At 67.2% G+C, this 22,325-nt stretch carries 21 protein-coding genes; 12 read left to right on the plus strand and 9 right to left on the minus strand.

The window, feature by feature from the left end:
* Positions 1-226: 226 nt before the first annotated feature.
* The 6 genes from A7V84_RS10190 to A7V84_RS10215 all read left to right on the plus strand — a co-directional run bounded on the left by A7V84_RS10190 (position 227) and on the right by A7V84_RS10215 (position 6,921).
* The gene (locus tag A7V84_RS10190; RefSeq protein ID WP_063492571.1) at positions 227-1,276 is read left to right on the plus strand and encodes a mechanosensitive ion channel family protein; all 1,050 of its coding nucleotides are present in this window, start codon (positions 227-229) and stop codon (positions 1,274-1,276) included.
* 8 nt (positions 1,277-1,284) lie between these two features.
* Entirely contained in the window at positions 1,285-2,961 is a 1,677-nt protein-coding gene (locus A7V84_RS10195) for a mechanosensitive ion channel family protein (protein WP_033535454.1), read from the plus strand.
* Positions 2,962-3,228: 267 nt separating this feature from the next.
* Positions 3,229-3,843, plus strand: a complete 615-nt coding sequence (locus tag A7V84_RS10200; protein ID WP_025512968.1) for a helix-turn-helix domain-containing protein — start codon at positions 3,229-3,231, stop codon at positions 3,841-3,843.
* A gap of 87 nt (positions 3,844-3,930) precedes the next feature.
* A complete protein-coding gene (locus tag A7V84_RS10205) occupies positions 3,931-5,229 on the plus strand; it encodes an MFS transporter (protein WP_231886718.1) in 1,299 nt (432 codons plus the stop codon).
* Positions 5,230-5,263: 34 nt separating this feature from the next.
* Positions 5,264-6,529 carry an NAD(P)/FAD-dependent oxidoreductase gene (locus A7V84_RS10210; protein WP_231886716.1) on the plus strand — a complete coding sequence of 422 codons (1,266 nt, stop codon included), beginning with the start codon at positions 5,264-5,266 and terminating at the stop codon, positions 6,527-6,529.
* 47 nt (positions 6,530-6,576) lie between these two features.
* A complete protein-coding gene (locus A7V84_RS10215) occupies positions 6,577-6,921 on the plus strand; it encodes a cupin domain-containing protein (RefSeq protein ID WP_033535596.1) in 345 nt (114 codons plus the stop codon).
* An 80-nt stretch (positions 6,922-7,001) separates the two neighbouring features.
* Here the strand turns inward: A7V84_RS10215 and A7V84_RS10220 are convergent, their stop codons facing one another.
* The 6 genes from A7V84_RS10220 to A7V84_RS10245 form a co-directional block, all read right to left on the minus strand.
* On the minus strand, positions 7,002-8,534 hold the full coding sequence (locus A7V84_RS10220) for a dynamin family protein (protein WP_063491859.1): 1,533 nt from the start codon (positions 8,532-8,534) through the stop codon (positions 7,002-7,004).
* A complete protein-coding gene (locus tag A7V84_RS10225) occupies positions 8,519-9,787 on the minus strand; it encodes a GTPase (RefSeq protein ID WP_063491860.1) in 1,269 nt (422 codons plus the stop codon). Before A7V84_RS10225 ends, A7V84_RS10220 begins: the two co-directional genes overlap by 16 nt.
* A gap of 77 nt (positions 9,788-9,864) precedes the next feature.
* The gene (locus A7V84_RS10230) at positions 9,865-10,644 is read right to left on the minus strand and encodes a 1,6-dihydroxycyclohexa-2,4-diene-1-carboxylate dehydrogenase (protein WP_025512962.1); all 780 of its coding nucleotides are present in this window, start codon (positions 10,642-10,644) and stop codon (positions 9,865-9,867) included.
* 17 nt (positions 10,645-10,661) lie between these two features.
* Positions 10,662-11,987, minus strand: coding sequence for an MFS transporter (locus tag A7V84_RS10235; protein ID WP_025512961.1), 1,326 nt, complete (start codon positions 11,985-11,987; stop codon positions 10,662-10,664).
* Positions 11,988-12,135: 148 nt separating this feature from the next.
* The gene (gene catA / locus A7V84_RS10240; RefSeq protein WP_025512960.1) at positions 12,136-13,071 is read right to left on the minus strand and encodes a catechol 1,2-dioxygenase; all 936 of its coding nucleotides are present in this window, start codon (positions 13,069-13,071) and stop codon (positions 12,136-12,138) included.
* Between the two features lie 41 nt (positions 13,072-13,112).
* Entirely contained in the window at positions 13,113-14,258 is a 1,146-nt protein-coding gene (locus A7V84_RS10245) for a muconate/chloromuconate family cycloisomerase (protein ID WP_025512959.1), read from the minus strand.
* Positions 14,259-14,698: 440 nt separating this feature from the next.
* Here A7V84_RS10245 and A7V84_RS10250 point away from each other — a divergent pair, with 440 nt between their 5' ends.
* Entirely contained in the window at positions 14,699-15,505 is an 807-nt protein-coding gene (locus tag A7V84_RS10250) for an META and DUF4377 domain-containing protein (protein ID WP_025512958.1), read from the plus strand.
* 134 nt (positions 15,506-15,639) lie between these two features.
* Here A7V84_RS10250 and A7V84_RS10255 read toward each other — a convergent pair whose 3' ends face one another.
* Positions 15,640-16,419 (minus strand): IclR family transcriptional regulator, encoded by a 780-nt coding sequence (locus tag A7V84_RS10255; RefSeq protein ID WP_025512957.1) that lies wholly within the window; start codon positions 16,417-16,419, stop codon positions 15,640-15,642.
* Positions 16,420-16,522: 103 nt separating this feature from the next.
* On the opposite strand from A7V84_RS10255, the gene A7V84_RS10260 reads away from it, so the two are divergent.
* The 5 genes from A7V84_RS10260 (at position 16,523) to A7V84_RS21095 (ending at position 20,774) form a co-directional block, all read left to right on the plus strand.
* Entirely contained in the window at positions 16,523-17,515 is a 993-nt protein-coding gene (locus A7V84_RS10260; RefSeq protein ID WP_025512956.1) for a Bug family tripartite tricarboxylate transporter substrate binding protein, read from the plus strand.
* A gap of 10 nt (positions 17,516-17,525) precedes the next feature.
* Complete coding sequence (locus A7V84_RS10265; RefSeq protein WP_033535452.1) at positions 17,526-18,719, plus strand: CaiB/BaiF CoA transferase family protein; 1,194 nt, start codon at positions 17,526-17,528, stop codon at positions 18,717-18,719.
* Positions 18,720-18,740: 21 nt separating this feature from the next.
* Positions 18,741-19,508, plus strand: a complete 768-nt coding sequence (locus tag A7V84_RS10270) for an enoyl-CoA hydratase/isomerase family protein (RefSeq protein ID WP_025512954.1) — start codon at positions 18,741-18,743, stop codon at positions 19,506-19,508.
* Positions 19,505-20,485 (plus strand): Bug family tripartite tricarboxylate transporter substrate binding protein, encoded by a 981-nt coding sequence (locus A7V84_RS10275; protein WP_063491861.1) that lies wholly within the window; start codon positions 19,505-19,507, stop codon positions 20,483-20,485. Before A7V84_RS10270 ends, A7V84_RS10275 begins: the two co-directional genes overlap by 4 nt.
* A 121-nt stretch (positions 20,486-20,606) precedes the next feature.
* Positions 20,607-20,774: a hypothetical protein gene (locus A7V84_RS21095; RefSeq protein WP_156507174.1), complete on the plus strand. Its 168-nt coding sequence runs from the start codon at positions 20,607-20,609 to the stop codon at positions 20,772-20,774.
* A gap of 13 nt (positions 20,775-20,787) precedes the next feature.
* On the opposite strand, the gene arsH is transcribed toward A7V84_RS21095, so the two are convergent.
* Both arsH and A7V84_RS10285 read right to left on the minus strand, forming a co-directional pair.
* Positions 20,788-21,513, minus strand: a complete 726-nt coding sequence (gene arsH, locus A7V84_RS10280) for an arsenical resistance protein ArsH (protein WP_033535450.1) — start codon at positions 21,511-21,513, stop codon at positions 20,788-20,790.
* On the minus strand, positions 21,510-22,295 hold the full coding sequence (locus tag A7V84_RS10285) for an ArsC/Spx/MgsR family protein (RefSeq protein WP_063491862.1): 786 nt from the start codon (positions 22,293-22,295) through the stop codon (positions 21,510-21,512). Before A7V84_RS10285 ends, arsH begins: the two co-directional genes overlap by 4 nt.
* Positions 22,296-22,325: the final 30 nt, after the last annotated feature.

Here is a 22,325-nt window from a genome sequence, read left to right on the forward strand (position 1 = left end):
GGGCGGCGCGCTCAGACGTTGTGGCGGTTGACCCGCAACGTCCGGCGGCCTGGTGCTGGCGCTTGCTTGCCCTATTATGAAGCGCATCAGACTGATTTACTATGACGGGGCGCAAGCCGTCGGGACGGGCTGTCGGGCGACTGCAAGTGAAACGCCGGGCGGGTTGCCGTCAACCGGGGCTCCTGTATCGACGGGCGCCGCTCTCGGGCGGGCCATTGACATGACCATGACCGAAGATCGTTTCACGACCTATCTTTCCCTGGGCGGCGTGGCCGCGTTGCTGGTGGGCGCCGCCATTCTGGTGGCCCTGTTCAAGCGGCGGGGCCGCAAATGGCACATGAGCATCACGCTGCACCTCATCCAGCTTGCCCTGCTGTGCACGCTGGTGCTGACGTTGCGGCATCTGGCACTGTTGCTGGTGCATGACGAAGCCGCCGACCTGGGCTTCATCTCGGAGCGGGCGCTGAACCTGACGGCATCCTTTGCCATCATCTGCCTGGTGCTCAACCAGCTGTTCGAACTGATCAACCGGCTGGTGCGGCGACAGATCCAGAAGGGGAGCGACCCGACGTCTTCGCGGGTATTGTCGCGCGTGCTGAAGGTCGCCATCGCGCTGACCTTTCTGTTCCTGTTCGGCGAGCACTTCGGCATCGGGATCTCGGGCCTGCTGGCCTTCGGCGGGCTGGGCGGCATCGCCATCGGCCTGGCCGGGCAGAACATCCTGAGCAATTTCTTCTCGGGCATGATGCTGTACTTCGACCGGCCCTTCAATATCGGCGACTGGGTGCGCTCGCCGGATCGCAAGATCGAGGGCGTGGTTTCCGAGATCGGCTGGCGGATCACCAAGATCATCACCTTCGACAACCGGCCGCTGTACGTGCCGAACTCGCTGTTCACCTCGATCAGCGTGGAGAACCCCAGCCGCATGACCAATCGCCGCATCAGCACCACGCTGGGTTTGCGCTACGAGGATGCCGACAAGATCGGCCCTATCATCGAAGACGTGCGCAAGATGCTGCAAGGCAACGACAAGATCGACCAGACCCAGGACCTGCTGGTGTATTTCAATGCCTTTGGCGAGTCGTCGCTGAACATCATGGTCTATTGCTTCACCAAGACCACCGGCTGGGCGGCCTGGCTGCAAGCCCAACAGGAGGTCTATCTGAAGCTGATCGAGATCGTGCATGGCCATGGCGCGGATTTCGCCTTTCCCTCGCAGACGCTCTATGTCGAGGGCGAGCCGGCAACGCGCCCTGCCGCGCCCTTGTCCCAATGAGGTCCGCCATGGCTGCACTCCGTTCCCTGTCCGTCCTGCTGCAAGGCTGGCGGCTGTTGTGCCTGGCCTGTCTGCTGGGCTGGCAAGGGCTGGCGCTCGGCGCTCCCGGCCTGCTCGAGCCGATCAACCGGGCCAGCCCGAGCGAGACCTACCAGTCTTTCCTGGCTGCCGCGCATCGGCTCGAAGAAGACTACACCCAGTATCTGCACGATCTCGATCCGCAACGCATCGTCACGCTGCGCCGCGAACTGGCGCGCATGCGCCTGCTGTTCGACCTGAGCGAGGTGCCGCCGGCCAGCCGCGCCAAGGTGGGCAACGCGGCCATCGGCTATCTCTACGATGTGCTGGCGCGCCTGCCGCCGGTGGCGCCCGACAGCCTGCCCGGCCACGATGCCGCTTCGTTGGCAGACATGCCGGCGCGCTGGTCGATCCCGGGCACCGATATCCAGTTGCAGCGCATGACCGAAGGGCCGCAGGCGGGCGACTATCTGATCTCGGCCGAGAGCGTGAAGAATCTGCCGGAGTACTACGAAAGCGTGCGCAAGTTGCCGGTGCTGGCCGACAGACGCTATCCGGACTTCCACATCGAGCAGATCAACGTGGCCGGCCCGTGGATCCCCGCAAAGTGGGTCAGCACCTTGCCGCAATCCCTGCGCAAGCCCTATCTGAGCACACCGCTCTGGAAGATCCTGGCTGTCGCGGCGGTCGCCCTGCTTGGCACGCTGGTGTTTCTGCTGTGGGCCCGCTTTGCGTGGGCGCGTTCGCGCGGCCACACCGAGCTGTCCCTGCTGGGGTGGCGGCTCAGCATTCCGCTGGCCCTGCTGCTCATCTCGACCGTGTGCGAGTGGCTGGTGCGGGCCCAGGTCAATCCCTCCGGGATCTTCGCGGCCAGCGAGAACCTGCTCGCCTCGGCCATCTATCACCTGGGCGTGGCGGGCACGGCCTGGTACGGCGTGTATTTCCTGTTCGAGCTGGTGATTCGTTCGCCACGCATCCCGGCCAACAGCTACGACGCGCACTTGCTGAGGTTGTCGGCCAGGGTGCTGTCGATCTTCGCCGTGGCCACGACGTTGGTGCTGGGCGCCAACGATATCGGCATCCCCGCCGTTGGCGTGCTGGCCGGCCTGGGCGTCGGGGGGGTGGCACTGGCGCTGGCGTCGCAGGCCACGATCGAGAACCTGATCTCGGGTGTCTCCCTGTTTGCCGACCGTCCATTCCGGGTCGGCGACTGGATCGAGTTCGATGACAGCGCCGCACGCGTGGAGCGGGTCGGGCCGCGCTCCACGCGTCTGCGCATGCGCGCCGGCACCTTGTGCACGGTGCCCAATACCGATCTGCTCAAGATGCACATCACCAACCTGAGCGAGCGCAGCAATTGCTATCTCGATCAGGTGCTGCCCTTGCATGGCGACAGCCCGGCCGACGCGGTCGAGCTGCTGATGGCGTCGCTGCGCGAGTTCCTGCTGCAGGAGCCGCTGGTCGAGCAGGACAGAGGCTGGCCGCGCATCCATGTGGTGGCCATGCAGCCCGGGCGCATCGACCTGCGCCTGAGCGCCACGGTGCTCACGCCCGATAATGCGCAATTCCTGGCCTTCCAGAGCCGGCTGATCCTGCTGGCCAGGCAGCGCATGGATGAGCTGGGCCTGCGCCTGGCCGTGCCGCTGCCGACCGCCGCTCAGGGCTGAGCGCTGCGCGGCCGCGCCGGCTATCGCCGGCCGGGTGTCTCCCGGCCGGGCCGGCGCGTCCCGCACTCCACCGATCCCGCCTTGCTTGTCCCGCCCGCCGGGATCCAGGCCCCTGTGCGCCTGCCCGGTAGACTGGCTGCCTGGAATCATTTTTTCACCAAACGGCTGGATTTCACGTTTACTAGGGTATTCCCGCCCCTATATTGTGGTGAAAGTGAAATTTACTTATTATTTTTTAAACCTGAGTGAAATCAGGAGGGCTATTTCATGAAAAACGCTAAACCCGAAGACAGCCAGATCTCTGCTGATGAGCACGACAAGGCCCTGGGCGAGCGCCTGCGGGCAGCGCGTCTGCAGCAGGGGCTCAAGCTCAAGGACGTCGCCGAGCGCACGGAGATGTCGATCGCCCTGATCAGCCAGGTCGAGCGCGGCATCAGCTCGCCGTCGATGCGCACGCTGCGTGCGATCTGCCGCGCGTTGGGCATCGACGGCGCCAGTCTGCTGGCTCCGGCCCCGGGCGCTGCGCCCGGCGATGAGCAGAGCGAGTTCACCGTTCGGGTTGCGGCGCGCACGCCGCTGAAACTGGGCAACAACGGCGTGACCAAGTACCGGATCACGCCCGCCAGCTGCGCCACCCTGGAAGGCTTTCTGATGGAGCTTGAACCCGGCGCGGCATCGGACCCCGGGTTTCTGGTGCAGGCAAGCGACAAGATCGGCTATGTGCTCAGCGGCAAGCTGCAGGTTTTCGTGGATGACAAGTCCTTTCTGCTGGAGGCCGGCGACAGCTATGGTTTTTCCGGCAGCCATCCCTACCGGTGGCAGAACGGCTGGGATGAAAAAACCGTTTTTCTGGTCGTCAACAGCAACCACTTCTATGTCTGACGGCCGGGTTTTCATGTTTCACCACTTCATTCCAACCAGCACCAACAGATAAGGGCCGCACAACGGCCCGGCAAGGGACATCTCGCAATGAACTCGTCTTCCACTTCGATAGGCATGCGCGGGGAGCGCGCCGCAGCCCCCCAGCGCACAGGCAAGCTGCGCGATATCGTGGCCGCCAACATCGGCGCATTCTTCGAGTGGTATGACCTGTTGGTCTACGCGTTGTTCGCTCTGCCGATTGCGCGTCTGTTCTTTCCCTCCGACGATCCCCAGACGGCCCTGCTGTTCAGCTTTCTGACCTTTGCCAGTTCCTATCTGATCCGCCCGGTGGGCGCGGTGCTGCTGGGCATCTATGCCGACAAGAAGGGGCGCAAGGCGGCCCTGTCGCTGACGGCCACGCTGATGCTGATCGGCACGGCCTTGATGGCGCTGATTCCCACTTACGCCAGCATCGGCGCGCTGGCGCCCGTGGCCCTGGTGGCGGGCCGCCTGCTGCAGGGCTTTTCGGCCGGCGGGGAGTTCGGCACGGCCAACTCCTATCTGACGGAGCAGAATCCACGCCTGAAGTCCTTCCTGGCCAGCCTGCAGTTCTCGACCACGGGCCTGGCGCTGGTGGTATCGGCCCTGTTCGCCTATCTGATCAACCATTATCTGAGCGATGCGCAGATCGACAGCTGGGGCTGGCGCCTGCCTTTCCTGTTCGGCTGCCTGATCGGGCCGGTGGCGCTGTACATCCGTTTCAAGATCGATGAAACGCCCGAGTTCGACGAAGCAAAGGCGCAACGCGCCGCGCCCCTGCGCGAGACTTTCCGGCTGCACAAACGCTATCTGCTGCTGGGGGCGCTGATCGTGGCGGCGGGCAATGTGGCCAGCTACCTGAACATCTACATGCCCACGTTTGCCATCAACAATCTGGGCATCTCCCGCGACGACGCCTTCGTGGCCTCGATCTGCAGCGGCCTGGTGTGCACCTTTCTGCCCATGCTGGGCGGGCTGGCTGCCGACCGCTTCGGAGCGGTCAAGACGATGGCCGCCGCCCTGGTGGTGGGCCTGATCATCATCGTGCCGGCGTTCCGGATGCTGACCGGCGCGCCCTCGTTCGCCTCGCTGGTGGTGTTCCAGTGCCTGATGTCGCTGGTGTTCTTCAGCTTCTATTTCGCGCCGGTCGGTTCGCTGCTGGCCCAGCTGTTTCCCACCTCCTGCCGCACCACGGGGGTGTCCATCGCCTATGTGGCCTCGCAAACCTTCTTCGGCGGCGTCACGCCGGTGGTGGTGGGTTTCCTGGTGACGCGCACCGGCACCATCATGTCGCCGGCCTACTACCTGATCATCATCGGCCTGGTGGCGCTGTGCGCGCTGGCCAGCGTGCGCGCCAAGGTGCGCTGAGTTTCCGCCCATCGTTCTAGAAGGTATGCGAGGCATGCAAAAGCAACTTCCCAACAGCGTCGATGTCGCCATCATCGGCGCCGGCATCATCGGCATCAGCACGGCCTGGGCGCTGGCCCGCGCAGGCCTGCGGGTTGCCGTATTCGAGAAGGGCGCGATCGGGGCGGAGCAGTCCTCGCGCAACTGGGGCTGGATCCGATCGGTCAAGCGCGATCACTGCGAGCTGCCGCTGGCCCTGCGCGCCAATGCCTTGTGGCAGGCGCTGCAGCAGCAGGTCGACGTGGGCTATCGCCAGCGGGGGCTGGCCTACCTGGCCGCCAGCGCCGCCGAGATGGAGGGTTATGCCAAATGGCTGCAAGCCGCGCGTCCCTATGGCATCAGCGCGCGTCTGGTCGAGGCGCAGGCGCTGCCCGCCTTGCTCGGCGCACCCAGCGCGCGCGATTGGCAGGGGGCGCTCTATAGCGCCGAGGATGGCGTGGCCGAGCCGCAATTGGCCACGGCCGCAATCGCCGGGCTGGCGCGCGAGGCGGGCTGTCAGATCTTCGAGCACTGCGCGGCGCGCGGCCTGGATGTGGCCGCCGGGCGCGTGCGCGGGGTGGTGACCGAGAGCGGGGTGGTCGCCGCCGCGGCCGTGGTGCTGGCCGGCGGCGCATGGTCGCGCCTGTTCTGCGGCAATAGCGGGGTGTCCTTTCCGCAGCTCAAGGTGCATGCCTCGGTGCTGCGCACCACACCGCTGGAAAGCGGCATGGACCTGGCCATCAATGGTGGCGACTTTACCTGCCGCAAACGTGCCGATGGCGGCTACAGCGTTTCGCAGCTGGGGGCCTCGACGGCCGACCTCACGCCGGACAGCATCCGCCTCATGCGCCAGTTTCTGCCGGCCTGGATGGCCGAACGCAAGTATCTCAAGTTGCGTGTGGGGCGGCGTTTTCTCGAAGAGTGGCGCATGCCGCGCCGCTTCGCGCTGGATGCGCCCACGCCCTTCGAGCAGCACCGCATCCTGGACCCGCAGCCGGGCATGGCGGCGATTTCTACTGCCCTGGAAAAACTCAAGGCGGCCTTTCCCGCCTTCGGCGCGGCGCAGGTCGCCGGCGCCTGGGCCGGCATGATCGACGTCACGCCCGATGCCCTGCCCGTGATGTCGGCCGTGGATGCCGTGCCGGGTTTCTTTCTGGCATCGGGCTTCTCGGGCCATGGCTTCGGCATCGGCCCGGCTGCCGGCGAACTGATGAGCGAGCTGGTCCAGGGCAAGCCGCCCAGTGTGGATGCGACGCCCTTCCGGCTCTCGCGTTTCGCCTGATTTTTTGTCACTGTTTTTTTGGAGAGACCTTAGTGCCTGATACCAACATGCGATTGATCCGTTTCAATGGCGGTCCGATGCGCCAGCCCACGGCCGGCAAGCCCAAGCATCCCCTGACGGGCGACGCCGCCTTTCTCAGCGAGAAGGCATTCGAGAGTGCGGCCGGGCGCGCCGGCGTCTGGGAAAGCACGGCCGGTACGTTTCAGGCCAACAATGCCGGCTACATCGAGTTCGGCTACATCGTCGAAGGCGCCTGCCGCCTGGTCGACCCGGATGGCACGGTGCACGCCCTGGCCGTGGGCGATGCCTTCGTCATGCCGGAGGGTTACAACGGCCGCTGGGAGATCGACGCGTTCGTAAAGAAGATCTTCTTCATCAGCATGACGCAGTAAGTCCGCGCGCCGCGTGGAAAGCGCAACGGCCTGCCTCGCGGCAGGCCGTTGCGTCTGGTGCGTGCCGCAAGCAGCCGGGCTCAGTGCGCCTGGCCGGGATGACGCAGGGCCCGGCCGATCGCGCTCAGGCGGGCGTCGCTGTCCGCCAGCGCGGCCTGCAGCGCTTCGGCCTGACGCCGCAGTCGTGCCAGGGCGTCGCGGGCCTGCGCCAGGGCGTCTTCGACATACTGTGTCAGTTGCCTGTGCAAGCCGTGTTCGAGCTGGCGGTAATGTGCCAGGGGGTCCGCCGCGGCGTCGGCGGCGTCGAGATCTTCGAGTGCCAGTGCCGGGGCCGCCAGCGTGAGCCGGTAGTCGCCCAGCAAGATCTCGCGGGCATGGCGGCAGGCCTGCTCCAGGGCGGCGTTGAGGCCGTTGGCCAGGGCCTGCGGATCCGGGTGGTCGGCCTGGGCCTGCAACTGTGCCGCCAGCCCGGGCAACAGGTCGCGCAGACCTGCCTTGACGAAAGCCGGCGCAAGTGTCTCAAGGTCGGCGCTTGCCGTGTCGCAGGCCGCAAGCAGCGCCTGCAGTTGCGGTTGCAGAGCCTGTCGCTGGGCGTGGCTGAGGTTTTCCTCGGCGTGGTGCAGCAGCACTTCGGCGGGCTTGCGCGCCTTGTAGGCCAGCACCGGCTGCATCAGCGCGAGCAGCGCCGCGTACAGGCGACCGAAGCCGGCTTCGGCCAGCGCTGCCGGCGTCTGCTCGTGTTCATTGGCCATGCGGGCCGAGACGGACAGCGGGGGGTGCAGGCGCGTCGCATCCACGCCGAGCGTGGCCAGCTTGTCGGCGGCGCGTTGCCGTACATCCTGTTCCTGCTCCTGGCGGTTGGCGGGTGTCTTGTTGCACAGCACCTTGACGATCTCGCCGTCGAGCTCGTCTTCCTCGTAGCGGTCGCTGCGGGTGATGATGGGCAGCAGGGGCTTGCCACGCAGCAGTTCGCGACCGAGCTCGTCGAGCTCCTGCACCTGGCCGGGCGAGGCCGAGCTGGTCAGCCACAACACTCCGTCGGCGCTGTCCAGATAGCGGCGGGTGAGTGCGGCGTTGTCCGCGTCCATCGAGTGCAGGCCGGGCGTGTCCAGCAACACCAGGCGTTCGCCCAGTTGCACGCCCTGCAGTTGCTGGGTGGTTTCGGTGGCGCCTTCCTGCAAGGGGGCGGACAGGGTGTGCACACCCTGGGCGTCGCAACGGAAGTAGCGCACCGGCAGGCCGTGGGCCTGCAGGCGGGCGGCCAGCAGGTTGCACAGCGAACTCTTGCCGGCATTGAATTTGCCGAAGAGAAGCAGGATGACCTGCTCGTCGAAGTGGGCGGCGACCTGGCGGGCCGGATCGAGCGCGGCCAGCTGCCCGGCTTCCCGGGTGCTCAGTTCATGCAGGCAGCGCACCACGGCTGCCGCCAGCCGGGCGGGCCCGGCCTGGGCATCCAGGCCGGCCTCGTGCAGGGGATGGGCGGCCGCGAGGGCCAGGCGGTCCCGGCGCCAGGTCTGCAGGGCGTCGATGGCGGCATTGACTTCGGGGCCGGCGCCGGCGCGGCTTTGTACCGCGCTCAGCAGCGCGGTTTCCAGGTTCACATCGCCGGGCATGCCGCGGCCTCCAGCTGGTCCAGTTCGGTCAGGGCGCGGCGGGCGGTGTCGATGGCTGCGCCGGCGGCCGCGATGCGCGCGGCCAGCGCCTGCTGATCGTCGCTCAAGGGGAAGTAGGCGCTGAAGTCGCGGTGCAGGCGTTCGCGCCCGGCCGCCTCGCAGAACATACGGCGCAACTGATGGCGGCCTTTGACCGACACGCCCAGCACCGCAATCATGACGGTGTTCAGGCTGGGCGCAAACGTTTTCCGGGCCGCGGGCAGTTCGTGCACTCCATGGCCGGCCAGGAAGCTGTCGATCTCGATGCAGGCGCGCGAGTAGGCGATCTGGATGCGATTGCGTTCGGCCTTGCCCGCCGTGAGCACATAGGCGTCGCGCGCCTGGTCCGGCACGCTGGCGTGGTCGGCGCCCAGGCTGTCGAGCAGCTCGGCGATGCCGGTGGCGGCTTTTTCGATGACCGCCTGCAGGCCGGCGGAGAAGGCCTGCCGTTGCTGCGCCTGGGTGTGCAGCAGATGCGACTGCAGCGCCGTATGCTGCGCCAGCGCGTCCTGCAGCGCGCTGCGCAGCGTATGGCAGCGCGTCGCGACCTCATGGCGGCGGGCCTGGGGCACGCCAGCCAGCGCCTGTTCAAGCGCCTGGCGCAGTTCGGGCAGCCCGCTGCGGGCCTGCAGCAGGGGTTTGTCGCCTTCGATGCCCTGGCGATGGCGCGTGGCCGACACGGCATGGATGACGAGCTGCGGCACTTGCGCCAGCAGGGCGCTCTCGATGGCCTGCCGTTCGGCCTCATCGCCGAGCTGGTCGATCTGGGTGAGGGCGAATACGGTCTGACGGTGCGTCAGCCGGGCGTCGGCCAGCAGCGCCTGCAGCAGGTCGCGCTCCTGGCCGTCGAGTTCCCCGGCCTTGGCGGCATGCACGAAAAGCCGGATGTCGGCCAGCAGCCAGCTTGCCTGATGGGCGTGGTCGTCATCGGCGCGGGCCACGTCGGCGTCCAGGCCCGGCGCGTCGAGCCAGCGCGCCTGAGCATGCTCGGCCTGCGCCAGCGCGACGGTTTCGCGCCGGTCGGCCACGGCGAAGACATCTTTGCCCAGCAACTCGTTGAGCAGGCGGCTCTTGCCGTGGTTGTACTTGCCGGTCACGGCAATGATGGGCGGGGTGTGCCGCGCCAGCTGGCGCAGGCGGGCCAGATCGTCGTGACGATCGGGCAGGATGGCGGTGATGGCGCAGGATGGCTGCGCGAGGGATTGCTGAGTCACGCGTCTTCTCCTGAATGGCCCGCCGGCCCCGGCAGGGCGGGCGGGCCGGGCCGCGCCGGCTGACGCGGCGGCGGGGGTCAGCCCTTGTGGCCGCCAGCCACGAACATCACCTGGCCGGTGATGTACGAGGCTTCGGGCGCGGCCAGGAAACAGATGGCCGCGGCGACTTCGTCGGTGCTGCCCATGCGATGCATGGGCGTGGTGTCCAGGCAGTCGGCATACATCTCGCGGTTCCAGGCCTGATCCTGCTCTGACGGCGCTTCGGTATTGCGTGGAATGGCGCGCACGCCATTGTCCAGCGCTCCGGGCGAGACGCAGTTGACCCGCACGCCGCTGTCGGCCAGTTCGAGCGCCATGCACACGGTGGCCGCGTGCACGCCGCCCTTGGAGGCCGAGTAAGGCACCCGGTAGATGCCGCGGGTGGCGTTGGAGCCCACGTTGACGATGGCGCCGCTGCCCTGGCGGCGCATGACCGGCACCACTTCGCGGCAGGACCACAGGGTGGGCCACAGCGAGCGGCGCACTTCGCGTTCCATCTGCTCCGGGGTGTACTCCCAGAAGGGTCTGGTCCAGATGGTGCCGCCCACGTTGTGGACCGACACGTCGATGCGGCCATGCTGATCGAGCGCGTACTCGACCATGCGCTGCGCCCCGGCGTGGGTTTCCAGGTCGGCGTCGATGAAGGAGGCCCGGCCGCCCTGCGCCAGGATTTCCTGGGCCACGGCCTGGCCTTGCTCCACGGCGCGGTCGACCAGCACCAGCGTGGCGCCTTCCCGGGCCAGGCGCAGCGCGGTTGCACGCCCCACGCCTTGCGCCGCGCCGGTGACCAGGGCGATCTGCTTGTCGAATCGGTTCATGCTTGCTCTTCCTTCTTTCAGGCGCTGCGCGAGGTCGCGGAGCGGGTATTGACGGCCAGCACGGCCAGCAGCGCGCCGATCAGCGGCACGGCCAGCACCATGAAGAAGCCCGACGGACCGAACCAGGCCAGGAAGCTGCCGCCGATGGCCGAGCCGATGATAGCGCCGGCGCGGCCGATGCCGATCGACCAGCCGGTCGCCGTGGCGCGCAGCGCCGTCGGATAGGCGTCGATGATGAGATAGTTCAAGGCCAGTTGCTGCCCGCCGATACCCAGGCCGGCCGCACCCACCAGGATGAAGACCAGGGTCCAGTCGGTGCCGGCGTAACCCAGGCCCAGCGCGACCACGATGCCCAGCGCGAACATGGCGATCAGCAGCGTGCGGGTGGGCACGCGCGGCATCAGGTACGACAGCGGGAAGGCGCAGATGATGAACACCAGGTTGACCGTGAAGGTGCCCATGGGCGCCTGTTCGGCCGGCAGTCCGGCGGCCTTGAGTACGGTGGGCAGCCACGACAGCAGCATGAACCAGGCGACCCAGTTCAGCAGGTACACGGCCCAGATGGCCAGCGTCTGGCGGGCGTAGCCGCCGGTGAACAGCGCCTTGACGCTGCCGCGCACCTTGGCCTCTTCGGGCACGGTGAAGACGGTGCCGGCCGGCTGGGCCTGGCCGGTGATCTTGGCCAGGATGCGGGCCACGTACTGCTGGCCGCCGGCGTCGCCGCGCACGGCCTTGAATTGCAGCGACTCGGGCAGGATGAAGGCCAGTACCACCAGCAGGGCCAGGGGCGCGACGCCGCCGACCACGAAGATGCCTTCCCAGCCGATCACGGGAAGCATGCGCGCGGCCAGCAGGCCACCGAGCATGGCGCCGGCCGGCAGACCCAGCAGCACGCCGGTGATGACCGTGCCGCGCAGGCGCGAGGGCGAGTATTCCGCTGCCAGCGCCAGCACGATGGGCGTGCAGCCGCCCATGCCCAGGCCGGCGATGAAGCGCAGCACCAGGATCTGCCAGGTTTCGGTGGCGCCGGCGGTCACCAGGGTGGCGACGCCGAAGATGGCCACGCCGATCATGGCCGTGGGCCGGCGGCCCAGGCGGTCGCCGATCAGGCCGAGCAGCATGGCGCCGACGGTCATGCCGACGATGCCGGCGGTAAGAATGGGGGCCAGCTCATTGGCCTCAAGCTGGAATGCGGCAAGAATGGCCGGGCCGGTAAAGGCCATGGCCTGGGTGTCGAAACCGTCGAACAGGGCGATCAGAAAGCACAGGATGAGGACGCGCCATTGAAAGGCGCCCATGCGTTCTTTGTCGATCAGGGTCGGAATGGAGAGTGCTGCTGCCATGAGTGTCTCCTCGCGCGGATGCGGAGTCGGATCTTTATAAGGGGGCCGCCGTGCCGTGTGGCGCGACGATTGGTGCAATTCGCAATCAGGGGGGCTGGCCTGCCGGGCGTTTCCGCGCGGCAGGCCGGGGAAGGGGATTGGGGCGTGATCAGGCCTTGGCCGAAGCGCGCAGACGGTTGACCAGCTGGTTGTCCTGGCCCTGGACCAGGCCGGTCAGCACGAAATCGAACACGATTTCCTTGTACGCGTCTTCCTTCAGGCCCAGTCCGGCGCCACCGGTCTTCTCGGTGACGGGCGGGATCAGGTCTTCACGCGTGGCATAGGCGAAGTCGTCCCAGATCAGCGGATCGCCCTCGATATTGAACTGGGTCGTCAGCTTGCGGTGCTGCTCGGAGGTCACGAAGAAGTGCACGTGGGCCGGGCGGTTGCCGTGGCGGCCCAGGCCGTTGAGCAGTTGCTGCGTGGCGCCATGCGGCGGACAGCCGTAGCCGACCGGCATCAGGGTGCGGAATTCGTACTTGCCCTGGGCATCGGTGCGGACTGCGCCGCGCAGGTTGAAGTCGGTCTGCGCGCCGGTGGGGTCGAAGTGCGAGTAAAAGCCCTTGGAGTTGGCGTGCCAGCATTCGACGATGGCATTGGCCACCGGCTTGCCGTCCAGGTCGGCCACGGTGCCGCGGATGACCAGCGGGCCCGCATCTTCGTCGGGATCCAGGTCCATCTTGCACAGGCCGTCCTTGACCGGCGCGCCGGCCACGTAGAGCGGGCCTTCGATGGTGCGCGGGGTGCCGCCCTCGATGCCGGCCTGCTTGTCCTCGGCGTCCATGCGGATGTCGAGCAGCTTTTCCAGGCCCAGGCCGGCAGCCAGCAGCGCGGCTTCGCCGTCGCGGCCCAGCTGGTTCAGATAGTTCACGCCGGCCCAGATTTCATCGGGCGTGATGTCCAGGTCGTCGATGGCCTTGAACAGGTCGGCCAGCAGACGGTTGATGATCTGCTTGACGCGCGGGTTGCCTTCTGCGCCTTCGATATTGGTGGCTGCCTTGAGCAGGTCCTGGACTTCCTGGGTGTCGAAAACCTTGATGGTCATGGTCGTTGTCTCCGGGGGAAATGGAATACGGGCACTTGTCTTCAGTGCGAGGTGTGGGTGACCTTGGTCAGGCCCGCCCGGGTGAAGCGCTTGATCTTGTCTTCATCCAGTTCGATGCCCAGGCCGGGGCCGTTGGGGACGGTCAGCTCGAAGTCGCTGTAGTCCAGGGGCTTGGTCAGGATCTCTTCGGTGATCAGCAAGGGGCCGAACAACTCGGTGCCCCATTGCAGGTTGGCGAAGCTGGCGAACAGGTGGGCCGAAGCCAGGGTGCTGACCGCGCCTTCGAGCATGGTGCCACCGTACAGTTCGATGCCGGCAGCGTCGGCGATGGCCGCCACGCGCTGGGCGGCGAACAGGCCGCCGCTTTGTTCAATCTTGATCGCGAAGACGTCGGCGCCATGGCCGCGCGCGATCTCGAAAGCGGTGTCGGGGCCCTGGAGCACCTCGTCGGCCATCAGGGCCACCGGGAAGCGCCCCATCAGGCGCGCCAGCGCGGCGGCGCTGGCGACCGGCTGTTCGACCAGTTCGCAGCCGGCCTCGGCCAGCGCCGGGATGGCCCAGGCGGCCTGGGTTTCGCTCCAGGCCATGTTGACGTCCACGCGCACGGCGGCGCGCTCGCCCAGCGCCCGCTTGATGGCGGCCACGTGCTGGATGTCGCTGTGGGGGTCGCGCGCGCCGATCTTCAGCTTGAAGATGCGGTGGCGGCGGGTGTCGAGCATTTTCTCGGCTTCGGCGATGTCGCGCGCGGTGTCGCCCGAGGCCAGCGTCCAGGCGACCGGCAGGCGGTCGCGACGTCGTCCGCCCAGCAGTTCGCTGAGCGGCACGCCCAGGCGCTTGCCCTGGGCATCGAGCAGCGCCGTCTCCAGCGCGCTCTTGGCGAAGTGGTTCACCTTGACCAGCTTGCCCAGGTGGGTCATGAGCGCCTGGATGCGGGTGGCGTCCTGGCCGATCATGGCCGGGCCGAGGTAGGCGTCGATCGCCAGTTTCATGGCTTCCGGGCTTTCCGGGCCGTAGGCCATGCCGGCGATGGTGGTGCCCTCGCCGATGCCCGTGACGCCGTCGCTACAGGTCACCTTGACCAGCATCAGAGTCTGGCCGTACATGGTGGCCACGGACAGCTTGTGAGGCCGGATGGTGGGCAGATCGATCAAAGAGGTTTCGATGCGTTCGATGGTCACTACAGACATGGAGCAAGCCGCGAAGTTGAAGGTTACAGGGGCGATTTATAGGATTCCGGCCCCATCCGCGTCCAATACTTTTGCGGGGTCGTTGATACCTTAAAGGTATTGAAATGCCTGCGGGTATACCCGTAGAGCCGCGCGAAAAGCCATACTTTCCAGGCACTTCCGAGCCTTGCCTGCGCGGCACAGCCAGGCCTGTCCCGCAGCGCTCGGGCGGCGTGTGCGGCGCGGGCAATGCGTGTCTTCCTGTAACAGCGCGTCGGCCCGGGCGGGCAGCGGCAGCGCCGGGCAGGGCGCTGCCGAGCCGGGTAAACGGCTTGTGCGGCACGCCTGCCGCGGCCCTGCCGGCGTGAGAATTTGAAACGCTTTGGCGCGCCGTCACGGCGGGGCGCCACCTTGGACACGTAGAATCAGCGCTGTTACGGTCCTCGAAAAAGGTGAATACGATGCAAGGAAAGGCTCTGTTGGCCGCGACGCTGGTGGCGTTGTTGCAGGCCTGCGCCCCGGTTTCCTCCCCCGACGAAGGATCTGCCATGACTCCAACCGCCACGGCGCCGGCTTCGGCGCTTTCCCTGACCGCCTACGAGTGGTATCTGACCTCGGCCACCGACAAGGCGGGTCAGCCGCTGGCGGCATTGCAGCCGGGCCTGCAGCAGCCGTTGAAGCTGTTGTTCAATCAGGACGGCATGAGCATCCAGGGTGGTTGCAATACCCAATTCGGCGGGTATCGCCATCAGGGCGATCTGCTGCAGGTGGCCAATCTCGCTTCCACCATGAAGGCCTGCGAGCCGACGCTGATGAAGCTCGACGCCGAAATGGGCCGCCTGATGAAGGGCGACATGCAGGCCCGGCTGGAGGGGCAGGGCAGTGATCCGCGTCTGGTGCTGGTGGCGCAGGATGGCAGCGTGCTGACTTTCACCGGCGAGCCCACGCCGGAAACCCGCTACGGCAGCCCGGCCGAGCGCATCTTCCTGGAGGTTGCGCCTGATCGCGTCGCCTGCAACGATCCGCTGATCCGCAACCGCCAATGCCTGCAGGTGCGTGAGCGCAAGTACAGCGAAGCCGGCGTACTGCTGCCGGCCCAGGGGCCGTGGGAACCCATGTATGCCAACATCCAGGGTTATACCCACCAGGATGGCGCGCGCGCCGTGTTGCGCGTGAATCGCTACGAATGGAAAAACCCGCCGGCCGACGCTTCGTCCAAGGTCTACGTCCTGGACATGGTGGTCGAGCAGCACGCCCCCGGGCGTTGATGCGCAGCGGGCAGCCACTGGCTGCCCGGCCTGCCCCGCCAGACCCCGGCCACGGTGGAATCCCGCTTCCCCGTGGCTTTTTTGCGCCCTCATTCGTCGCAGCCGCTGCCGGATCCACCGCCGGGCAGTGCGCCCTAAAGCCGGCCTTGCAGTTTGTCCAGTTCGCGGCGCAGGAGGCTGGCGGTCTCGGCCTGACGCTTGATGGGCATGCGATCGGTGATGGCGCTCACGCTCATGGCCAGCATGGCCTGGCCGTCGGGCCGCGTGAGCGCACAGCCCACGCCCAGCGCGCCGCGCACGGCATAGTTGGGCATCACGGCGTAGCCGCGTTGCCGGGTGTTGAGCCGCAGGCGATGAATCATTTCGGTGGAGATGCCGCCGTATTGTTCATAGGTGGCCGAGTTGGCCTGCACGATGGCGCAGGCCTGGGCTTCGGGCAGCGCCGCCAGCAAGGCCATGCCCGAAGAGCCCACGCCCAGCGGATGGCGCTTGCCGGGATAGCTGGCAAGGATCTGCATCGGATAGTCGCCGATCTCCCGATGGATGCACACCGAGTGCACGCCGTCGATGCCAACCAGGAAAAAGGCATCGCCCACTTCGCGCGCCAGCCGGCGCATGCCTTCGACGGCCTGTTGCAGCAGGCTTTCGCTCAGGCCGGGCGGCGTCCAGGGACGCGCCGGCGCGCGCTCGGCGGCCTCGCCGATGAAAAAGCGCTTGCCGGCTTCGTTGCGGCGCACCCAGCCGCGGGTTTCCAGGGCCAGGAAGATGCGCTGGACGGCGATGCGGTCAATGCCGGTGTGCGCGGCGACCTCCGTGGCGCCCATGCCCTGTGGCGCCGCCGCGCGCAGGGTGTCCAGCACCGTCAGGCCTTTGAGCAGGGTGCTCGGGCCGCGTGTCTGCGTGGCAGGCATCATTATCCTCAATGGTTATATCGTTCATTATTTGAACATCATCTTACGGCGTGCTGTTCATTGTTTCTACTATCCGCCTGCCAATAACAATTCGGAGGCAGACAACATGCAGCACGCTTTTCTCGGGCGTTTGCCCGTTTACGCATATCGGCTGGCGGTTGCGCTGGCCCTATCGGCCGGACCTGGCGCCGCTGCCCAGGCGGCCTATCCCGAGGCGCCGGTCTCATTGGTGGTGGGATTTGCCGCGGGTGGCCCGACCGACGCCATGGCGCGCGTCATCGCCACCGAATTGTCGGAGCAGCTTAAACAATCGGTGATCGTGGAAAACAAGCCGGGCGCAGGCAGCAATATCGCCGCCGCCCAGGTCGCGCGCGCCAAGCCGGACGGGCACACCTTGCTGATGGTCGCCGTGACCAGCGCCATCAACCAGACGCTGTATGCCAAGCCCGGCTTCAATCTGGGCCAGGATTTCGCGCCCGTGGGCCTGGTGGGCAAGGTCCCCAGCCTGCTGGTGGTCAACCCGTCGCTGCCGGTGCATAGCGTGGCCGAGCTGGTCGACTACGCCAGGCAGCATCCCGGCAAGCTGACCTTCGCCTCCTCGGGCAACGGTACCTCCATCCACATCGCGGGCGAGATGTTCCGCAGCGCAGCCGACATCGACGTCACCCATGTGCCCTTTAAAGGCAGCGCGCCGGCCGGCGTGGCCGTGATGGGCGGGCAGGTCTCCTACATGTTCGACAACGTGCCCACGGTCTGGCCGTTCGTGCAGTCCGGCCGCATGCGGGCGCTGGCCGTCACGACCCGCGATCGCCTGGCCAGCGCGCCCGATCTTCCGACCATGGCCGAATCGGGCTTTCCCGAGTTCGATGTCGCGTCCTGGTATGGACTGATCGCGCCGGCCGGCACGCCGCCGCAAGTGATCAAGACGCTTGATCAAGCCTTGCAGGCCGTGATTGCGCGGCCGGATTTCCAGCAACGCATGCAGGGCATGGGCGTGCTGGTGCAGCCGGGCTCGCCGGCCGAGTTCGGCGCCTTCATGAATGCCGAAACCGAACGCTGGGCGCCCATCGTGCGCGCCTCGGGCGCTCGCATCGACTGACGGAGAAGACATGACGATGGTAGTTGGCAAGTCCGCCCTGGACGGGGTGGTGGTGCTGGACGTCTCGCGCGTGCTGGCAGGGCCCTTTGCCGCCCAGATGCTGGGCGACCACGGCGCCGAAGTGATCAAGCTGGAATCTTTCGACGGCGACGATACGCGTGGCTACGGCCCGCCCTTCGTGGACGGCGATGCGCCGTATTACCTCGGCCTGAACCGCAACAAGCGGGATGTGGCGGTGGATCTCTCGGGTCCGTCCGGGCGTGAGCTGCTGTTTCGCATGCTGGAGCAGGTGGACGTGCTGGTGGAAAACTTCAAACTGAGCACCTGGCGCAAATGGGGCATCGCGCATCCCGGCGAGTTGCTGGAGCGCTTTCCCCGCCTGATCCACTGCCGCGTCTCGGGCTTTGGCGAGACGGGCGAGTTCGGCGGTCTGCCGGGCTATGACGCTGCGGTGCAGGCGCTCTCGGGGCTGATGTCGATCAACGGCGATCCCGCCCTCGATCCGGTGCGCATCGGCATTCCGCTGGTCGACACCAGCACTGGCATGAATGCCGTGATCGGGGTGTTGCTGGCGCTGTACGAGCGCGAGAAGTCCGGGCGGGGCCAGTCGGTGGAGATCACCCTGTTCGACACGGCGCTGGGCATGCTGCATCCCCATACGGCCAATGCCCTCAATGGCGGGGCTTCGGCGCGCACCGGCAACGGCCATCCCAACATCGTGCCGTATGACCTGTTTCCGACAGCCACGCAGAAGCTTTTCATCGCCATCGGCAACGACCGCCAGTTCGGCCTGCTGTGCCAGGAACTGGGGTGCCCGGCCCTGGCCGAAGACGTGCGCTATCGGCGCAATCGCGATCGCGTGGCGCATCGCGACAGCCTGCGCGAAACCCTGGTGCAACAGTTGGCGCAGATCGATGGTCAGGCGCTGTTTCATCGGCTGATGGCGCTGGGCGTGCCGTGCGCGCCCATGCTCTCGGTCGAGCAGGCCCTGGCGCTCGATCACACCGCCACCCGCCAGATGCAGGTGAGCGTGGACGGGGTGTCCATGGCGGGCATCCCGATCAAGCTGCAGCGCACGCCGGGCGGCGTGCGGCGCGGTCCGCCGCGTATCGGGCAGCACAGTGAGGAGGTCATGCGCCGCTTTGGCTTTGCCCCCGAGGAAATCGCCCAGGCCCTGGCCAGCGGCGCGTTGCGTCAGGCCTGAGGCCGCAAGGAGGAGAACACCATGATAGACATCCAGGAAAGCGGCCCCTTGGCCGTCATCACCTACGACCGCGGCGAGCGCCGCAACGCACTGTCGCTGCAGGCCATGGAGGCCCTTATCGGCGTGGCCCAGCAGTATCAGGGTCGTTTCGACATTTCGGCGATCGTGCTGGCCGGCAGCGCCCAGGCCTTTTCGGCCGGGGTCGATCTGAAGGATCCGGCCCGCTGGGCGCTGGAGGGGAAATCGCTGGACGAGCGGCGCCACATCGCCGCCACTGGCGCGCGTCTGTGCCAGGCCTGGGAGAGCCTGCCGCAACTGACCATCGCCGCCGTGGAGGGCTGCAACGTCGGCGGGGGAATCGCGCTCACGCTGGCCTGCGATTGGCGCGTGATGGCCAATGACGCCTTTCTGTATGTGCCGGAAGTGCAGATCGGCATCCCGCTGGTGTGGCACACCGTGCCGCGGCTGGTGGCGCGTGTGGGGGCTTCGCGCGCCAAGCAGATCATGTTGCTGGGCGAGAAGATGAGCGCGGCTACGGCATTGGATTGGGGCTTGGCCGACTGGCTCGCCGAGCCGGGTCAGGCGCTGGCGCGCGCCCGCGCGCTGGCCGGGCGCGTGACGCAGTCGCCCGGGCATGTGGTCAAGATGAGCAAGCAGAGCGTCAACGCCTACGCCAACGCGCTTAACTATGTGAGTACCTATATGGACGTGGATCAGGCCTTGCTGTGCGGCCAGAGCGCCGAGGCCAGTCAGGCGCGCGAGCAATTCCACACCGGAGAACCGCGATGAACAAGCTGATACAGCGCGCCGTGACGGCGCTGGCGCTGGCCGGTCTGTCGGCCGCAGCCCAGGCGCAATGGCCCGAGCGGCCCATCACCTGGGTGGTGCCGTTCGCCGCCGGCGGGCCGATGGATACGGTCTCGCGGCCCATCGCCAAGAAGATGGGCGAGCTGCTCGGCACGGCCGTGGTGGTCGAGAACCGGCCGGGCGCGGGCGGGGCCATCGGCATGAATCACGTCTCGCGCGCCGCGCCCGATGGCTACACCATCGGTATCGGCAGCGTGGGCACCCAGACCATCGTGCCCAACATCACCCAGCCGGCGCCCTATGATCCCCTGACCTCGTTCTCCAATATCGGCCTGCTCGGGCGCTATACCAACGTGCTGCTGGTGCCGGGCGGCTCGGCGCTGGGCAGTGTGCCGCAACTGCTGGCGCAGGCGCGCGATCCGCAGGCCAACGTCACCTATGGGTCGGCCGGCGAAGGCTCGTCCAATCACCTGTCGGGCGCGCTGCTGGGCGCGCTCAGCGGGGGCGCCATGACGCATGTTCCCTATCGTGGCAGCGCACCGGCGCTGACCGATCTGCTGGCCGGACGCACCACTTTCATGTTCGACACGCTCAACACGACCATGGGGCGCATCAAGGACGGCAGTCTGCGGCCGCTGGCCGTCTCGGGGCATAAGCGTTCGCCCTTCCTGCCGGACGTGCCCACGCTGGATGAGGCCGGCGTGCAGGGTTACGGCGAGGCGGGCGGGGAACTCTGGTGGGGCGTGGTCGGCCCGCCGGCCATCCCGGCGGCCACGCGGGACAAGCTCAACGCGGCCCTGCGCCAGGCGCTCGATTCGCCCGACGTCCAGGATCAGCTGCAGCGCCAGTATGTGGAGATCTGGAGCAGCACGCCGCAAGGCTTCGAGGACGTGGTGCGCGCCAGCCACGACAAGTGGCGCGGGCTGGTGGCGCGCTCGGCCAAGCCGGCCACGCCCTGAAACCGCGGCGGCGGCATTGGCGATGCCGCCGCCCTGCCCGGCGTTCGCGCGGCCGGCCGCCTCTGGCATACTCGGGCTGTCCGGCCGAGGATGGCGTGGCGGGTTTTCAAGGAGTATGACGGTGAAGCGCGAACAATACCTGGTGGCGGGGATCCCCGCCGTGATCATAGTCGGCCTGCTGGCGCTGTATCGACCCGAGGCATTGACCCTGCCGGTTTACATCATCATCGGTTTCGTCTGCGGCGGCCTGGCCGCGGCCGTGTCGGTGTTCGGCAAGAAGAAAAAATAAGGCCCGGCGGCCATCATAGGGCCGCCTGATTCATGCGCCGCGAGAGCGCCTGGGCACTTTCGCGGCGCTCGCTGTATCGATCGGCCAGGTAGGGTGCTGCCGCTCGCGTGAGCAGGGTGAACTTCACCAATTCCTCCATGACATCGACGATACGGTCGTAATAGGGCGAGGGCCGCATACGGCCAGCCTCGTCGAACTCTTGCCAGGCGCGCGCGACCGACGACTGATTGGGGATGGTGAGCATGCGCATCCAGCGACCCAGCACGCGCATCTGATTGACGGCGTTAAAGGACTGGGACCCGCCGCTGACCTGCATCAGGGCCAGCGTCTTGCCTTGCGTGGGCCGCATGGCGCCCTCTGTCAGAGGGATCCAGTCGATCTGGGTTTTCATCAGCCCCGTCATGGCGCCATGGCGTTCGGGAGAGCTCCACACCATGCCTTCCGCCCACTGTACCGCTGCGCGCAGTTCCACCACCTTGGGGTGGTCGGCGGGCGCGTCGTCCACCAGCGGCAGGCCGGCCGGGTTGAACGTGCGGGTTTCGGCGCCGAAGGCGCGCAACAGACGAGCCGCCTCTTCACTGGCATAACGGCTGAACGAGCGCTCGCGCAAAGAGCCGTACAGCAGCAGGATGCGAGGGGCAGGCGCCTCGGGCAGGCCCAGGCCTTTGGCGATGTCGAGGTCGGCAAGTCCGGGGTCGAGATGGGGAAGATCGTTCAGGGAAGGGGGGACAGCATTCATAGTGAAATCTCCCGGGCCAGGAAGTCTGCTCCGGTGGATGGTTTCAAGCTGGCAGGCGGCAGCCCGGCGCTGCGCCAGCCGCCCGAGGTCATGGCCGGTCCGGCCTGCGAGGCGTTCGTCCAGAGCTGGCGAGCGCCCCGGTCAAAGGCGCGTCGGGATGCCAGCGCCAGGACGCCGGCCATCGTGCCGGCGTCGCGCCACACCGGCTCAGGTGCGATGCCGTGCAGCCAGGCATGGCCGTCGGCTGTCGAGACGGCGGCATGGGCGACCCTGTCGCCGTCGGTGGTGGCATAGCGATAGGCAAGGGCGCCGGTCGGCAGGTCGGGCAGGCCGGCGGCCCGCCACGCCTGCTTCAGGCCCGGATCGTCCAGCTCGACGAGGCTGTCGCGCAGCAGAGGCGTGCCATCCTCTTTTTCGAGCCGCAGGCCAGCGGCACCGGGCAGCAGGTCCAGCATCAGGTCGGAGGGCCGGCACAGGCGCACACCCGCCGGGCTTTCCAGCAGGGGGCGATTGATCAGGATCGGATGACGTTGCATGTGTTCCAGCCGTTGCGCGTCGCTCCAATGGGGCGCGTCCAATCCCAGCGCGTGATACGGCGAACCCTTGATGCGCAACAGCTCTTGCAGCCGCAGCCCGCTGGCCTGCGCCAGCCGCAGCAGCTGGGCCGGGGGAGGGGGCTGCTCCAGGTAGAGGATGACGACGGGCTTCAGGCCCAGGCGCAGGAGATTGTGCAGCACATTGCGCGAAGTCCCGCAGTCCGGGTTGTGATAGAGGGTCAGCATGAGAGCGTGTGTGGCAATTTTGATTCGATA

The sequence above is a fragment of the Bordetella trematum genome, assembly GCF_900078335.1.
GTDB lineage: Bacteria > Pseudomonadota > Gammaproteobacteria > Burkholderiales > Burkholderiaceae_B > Bordetella > Bordetella trematum.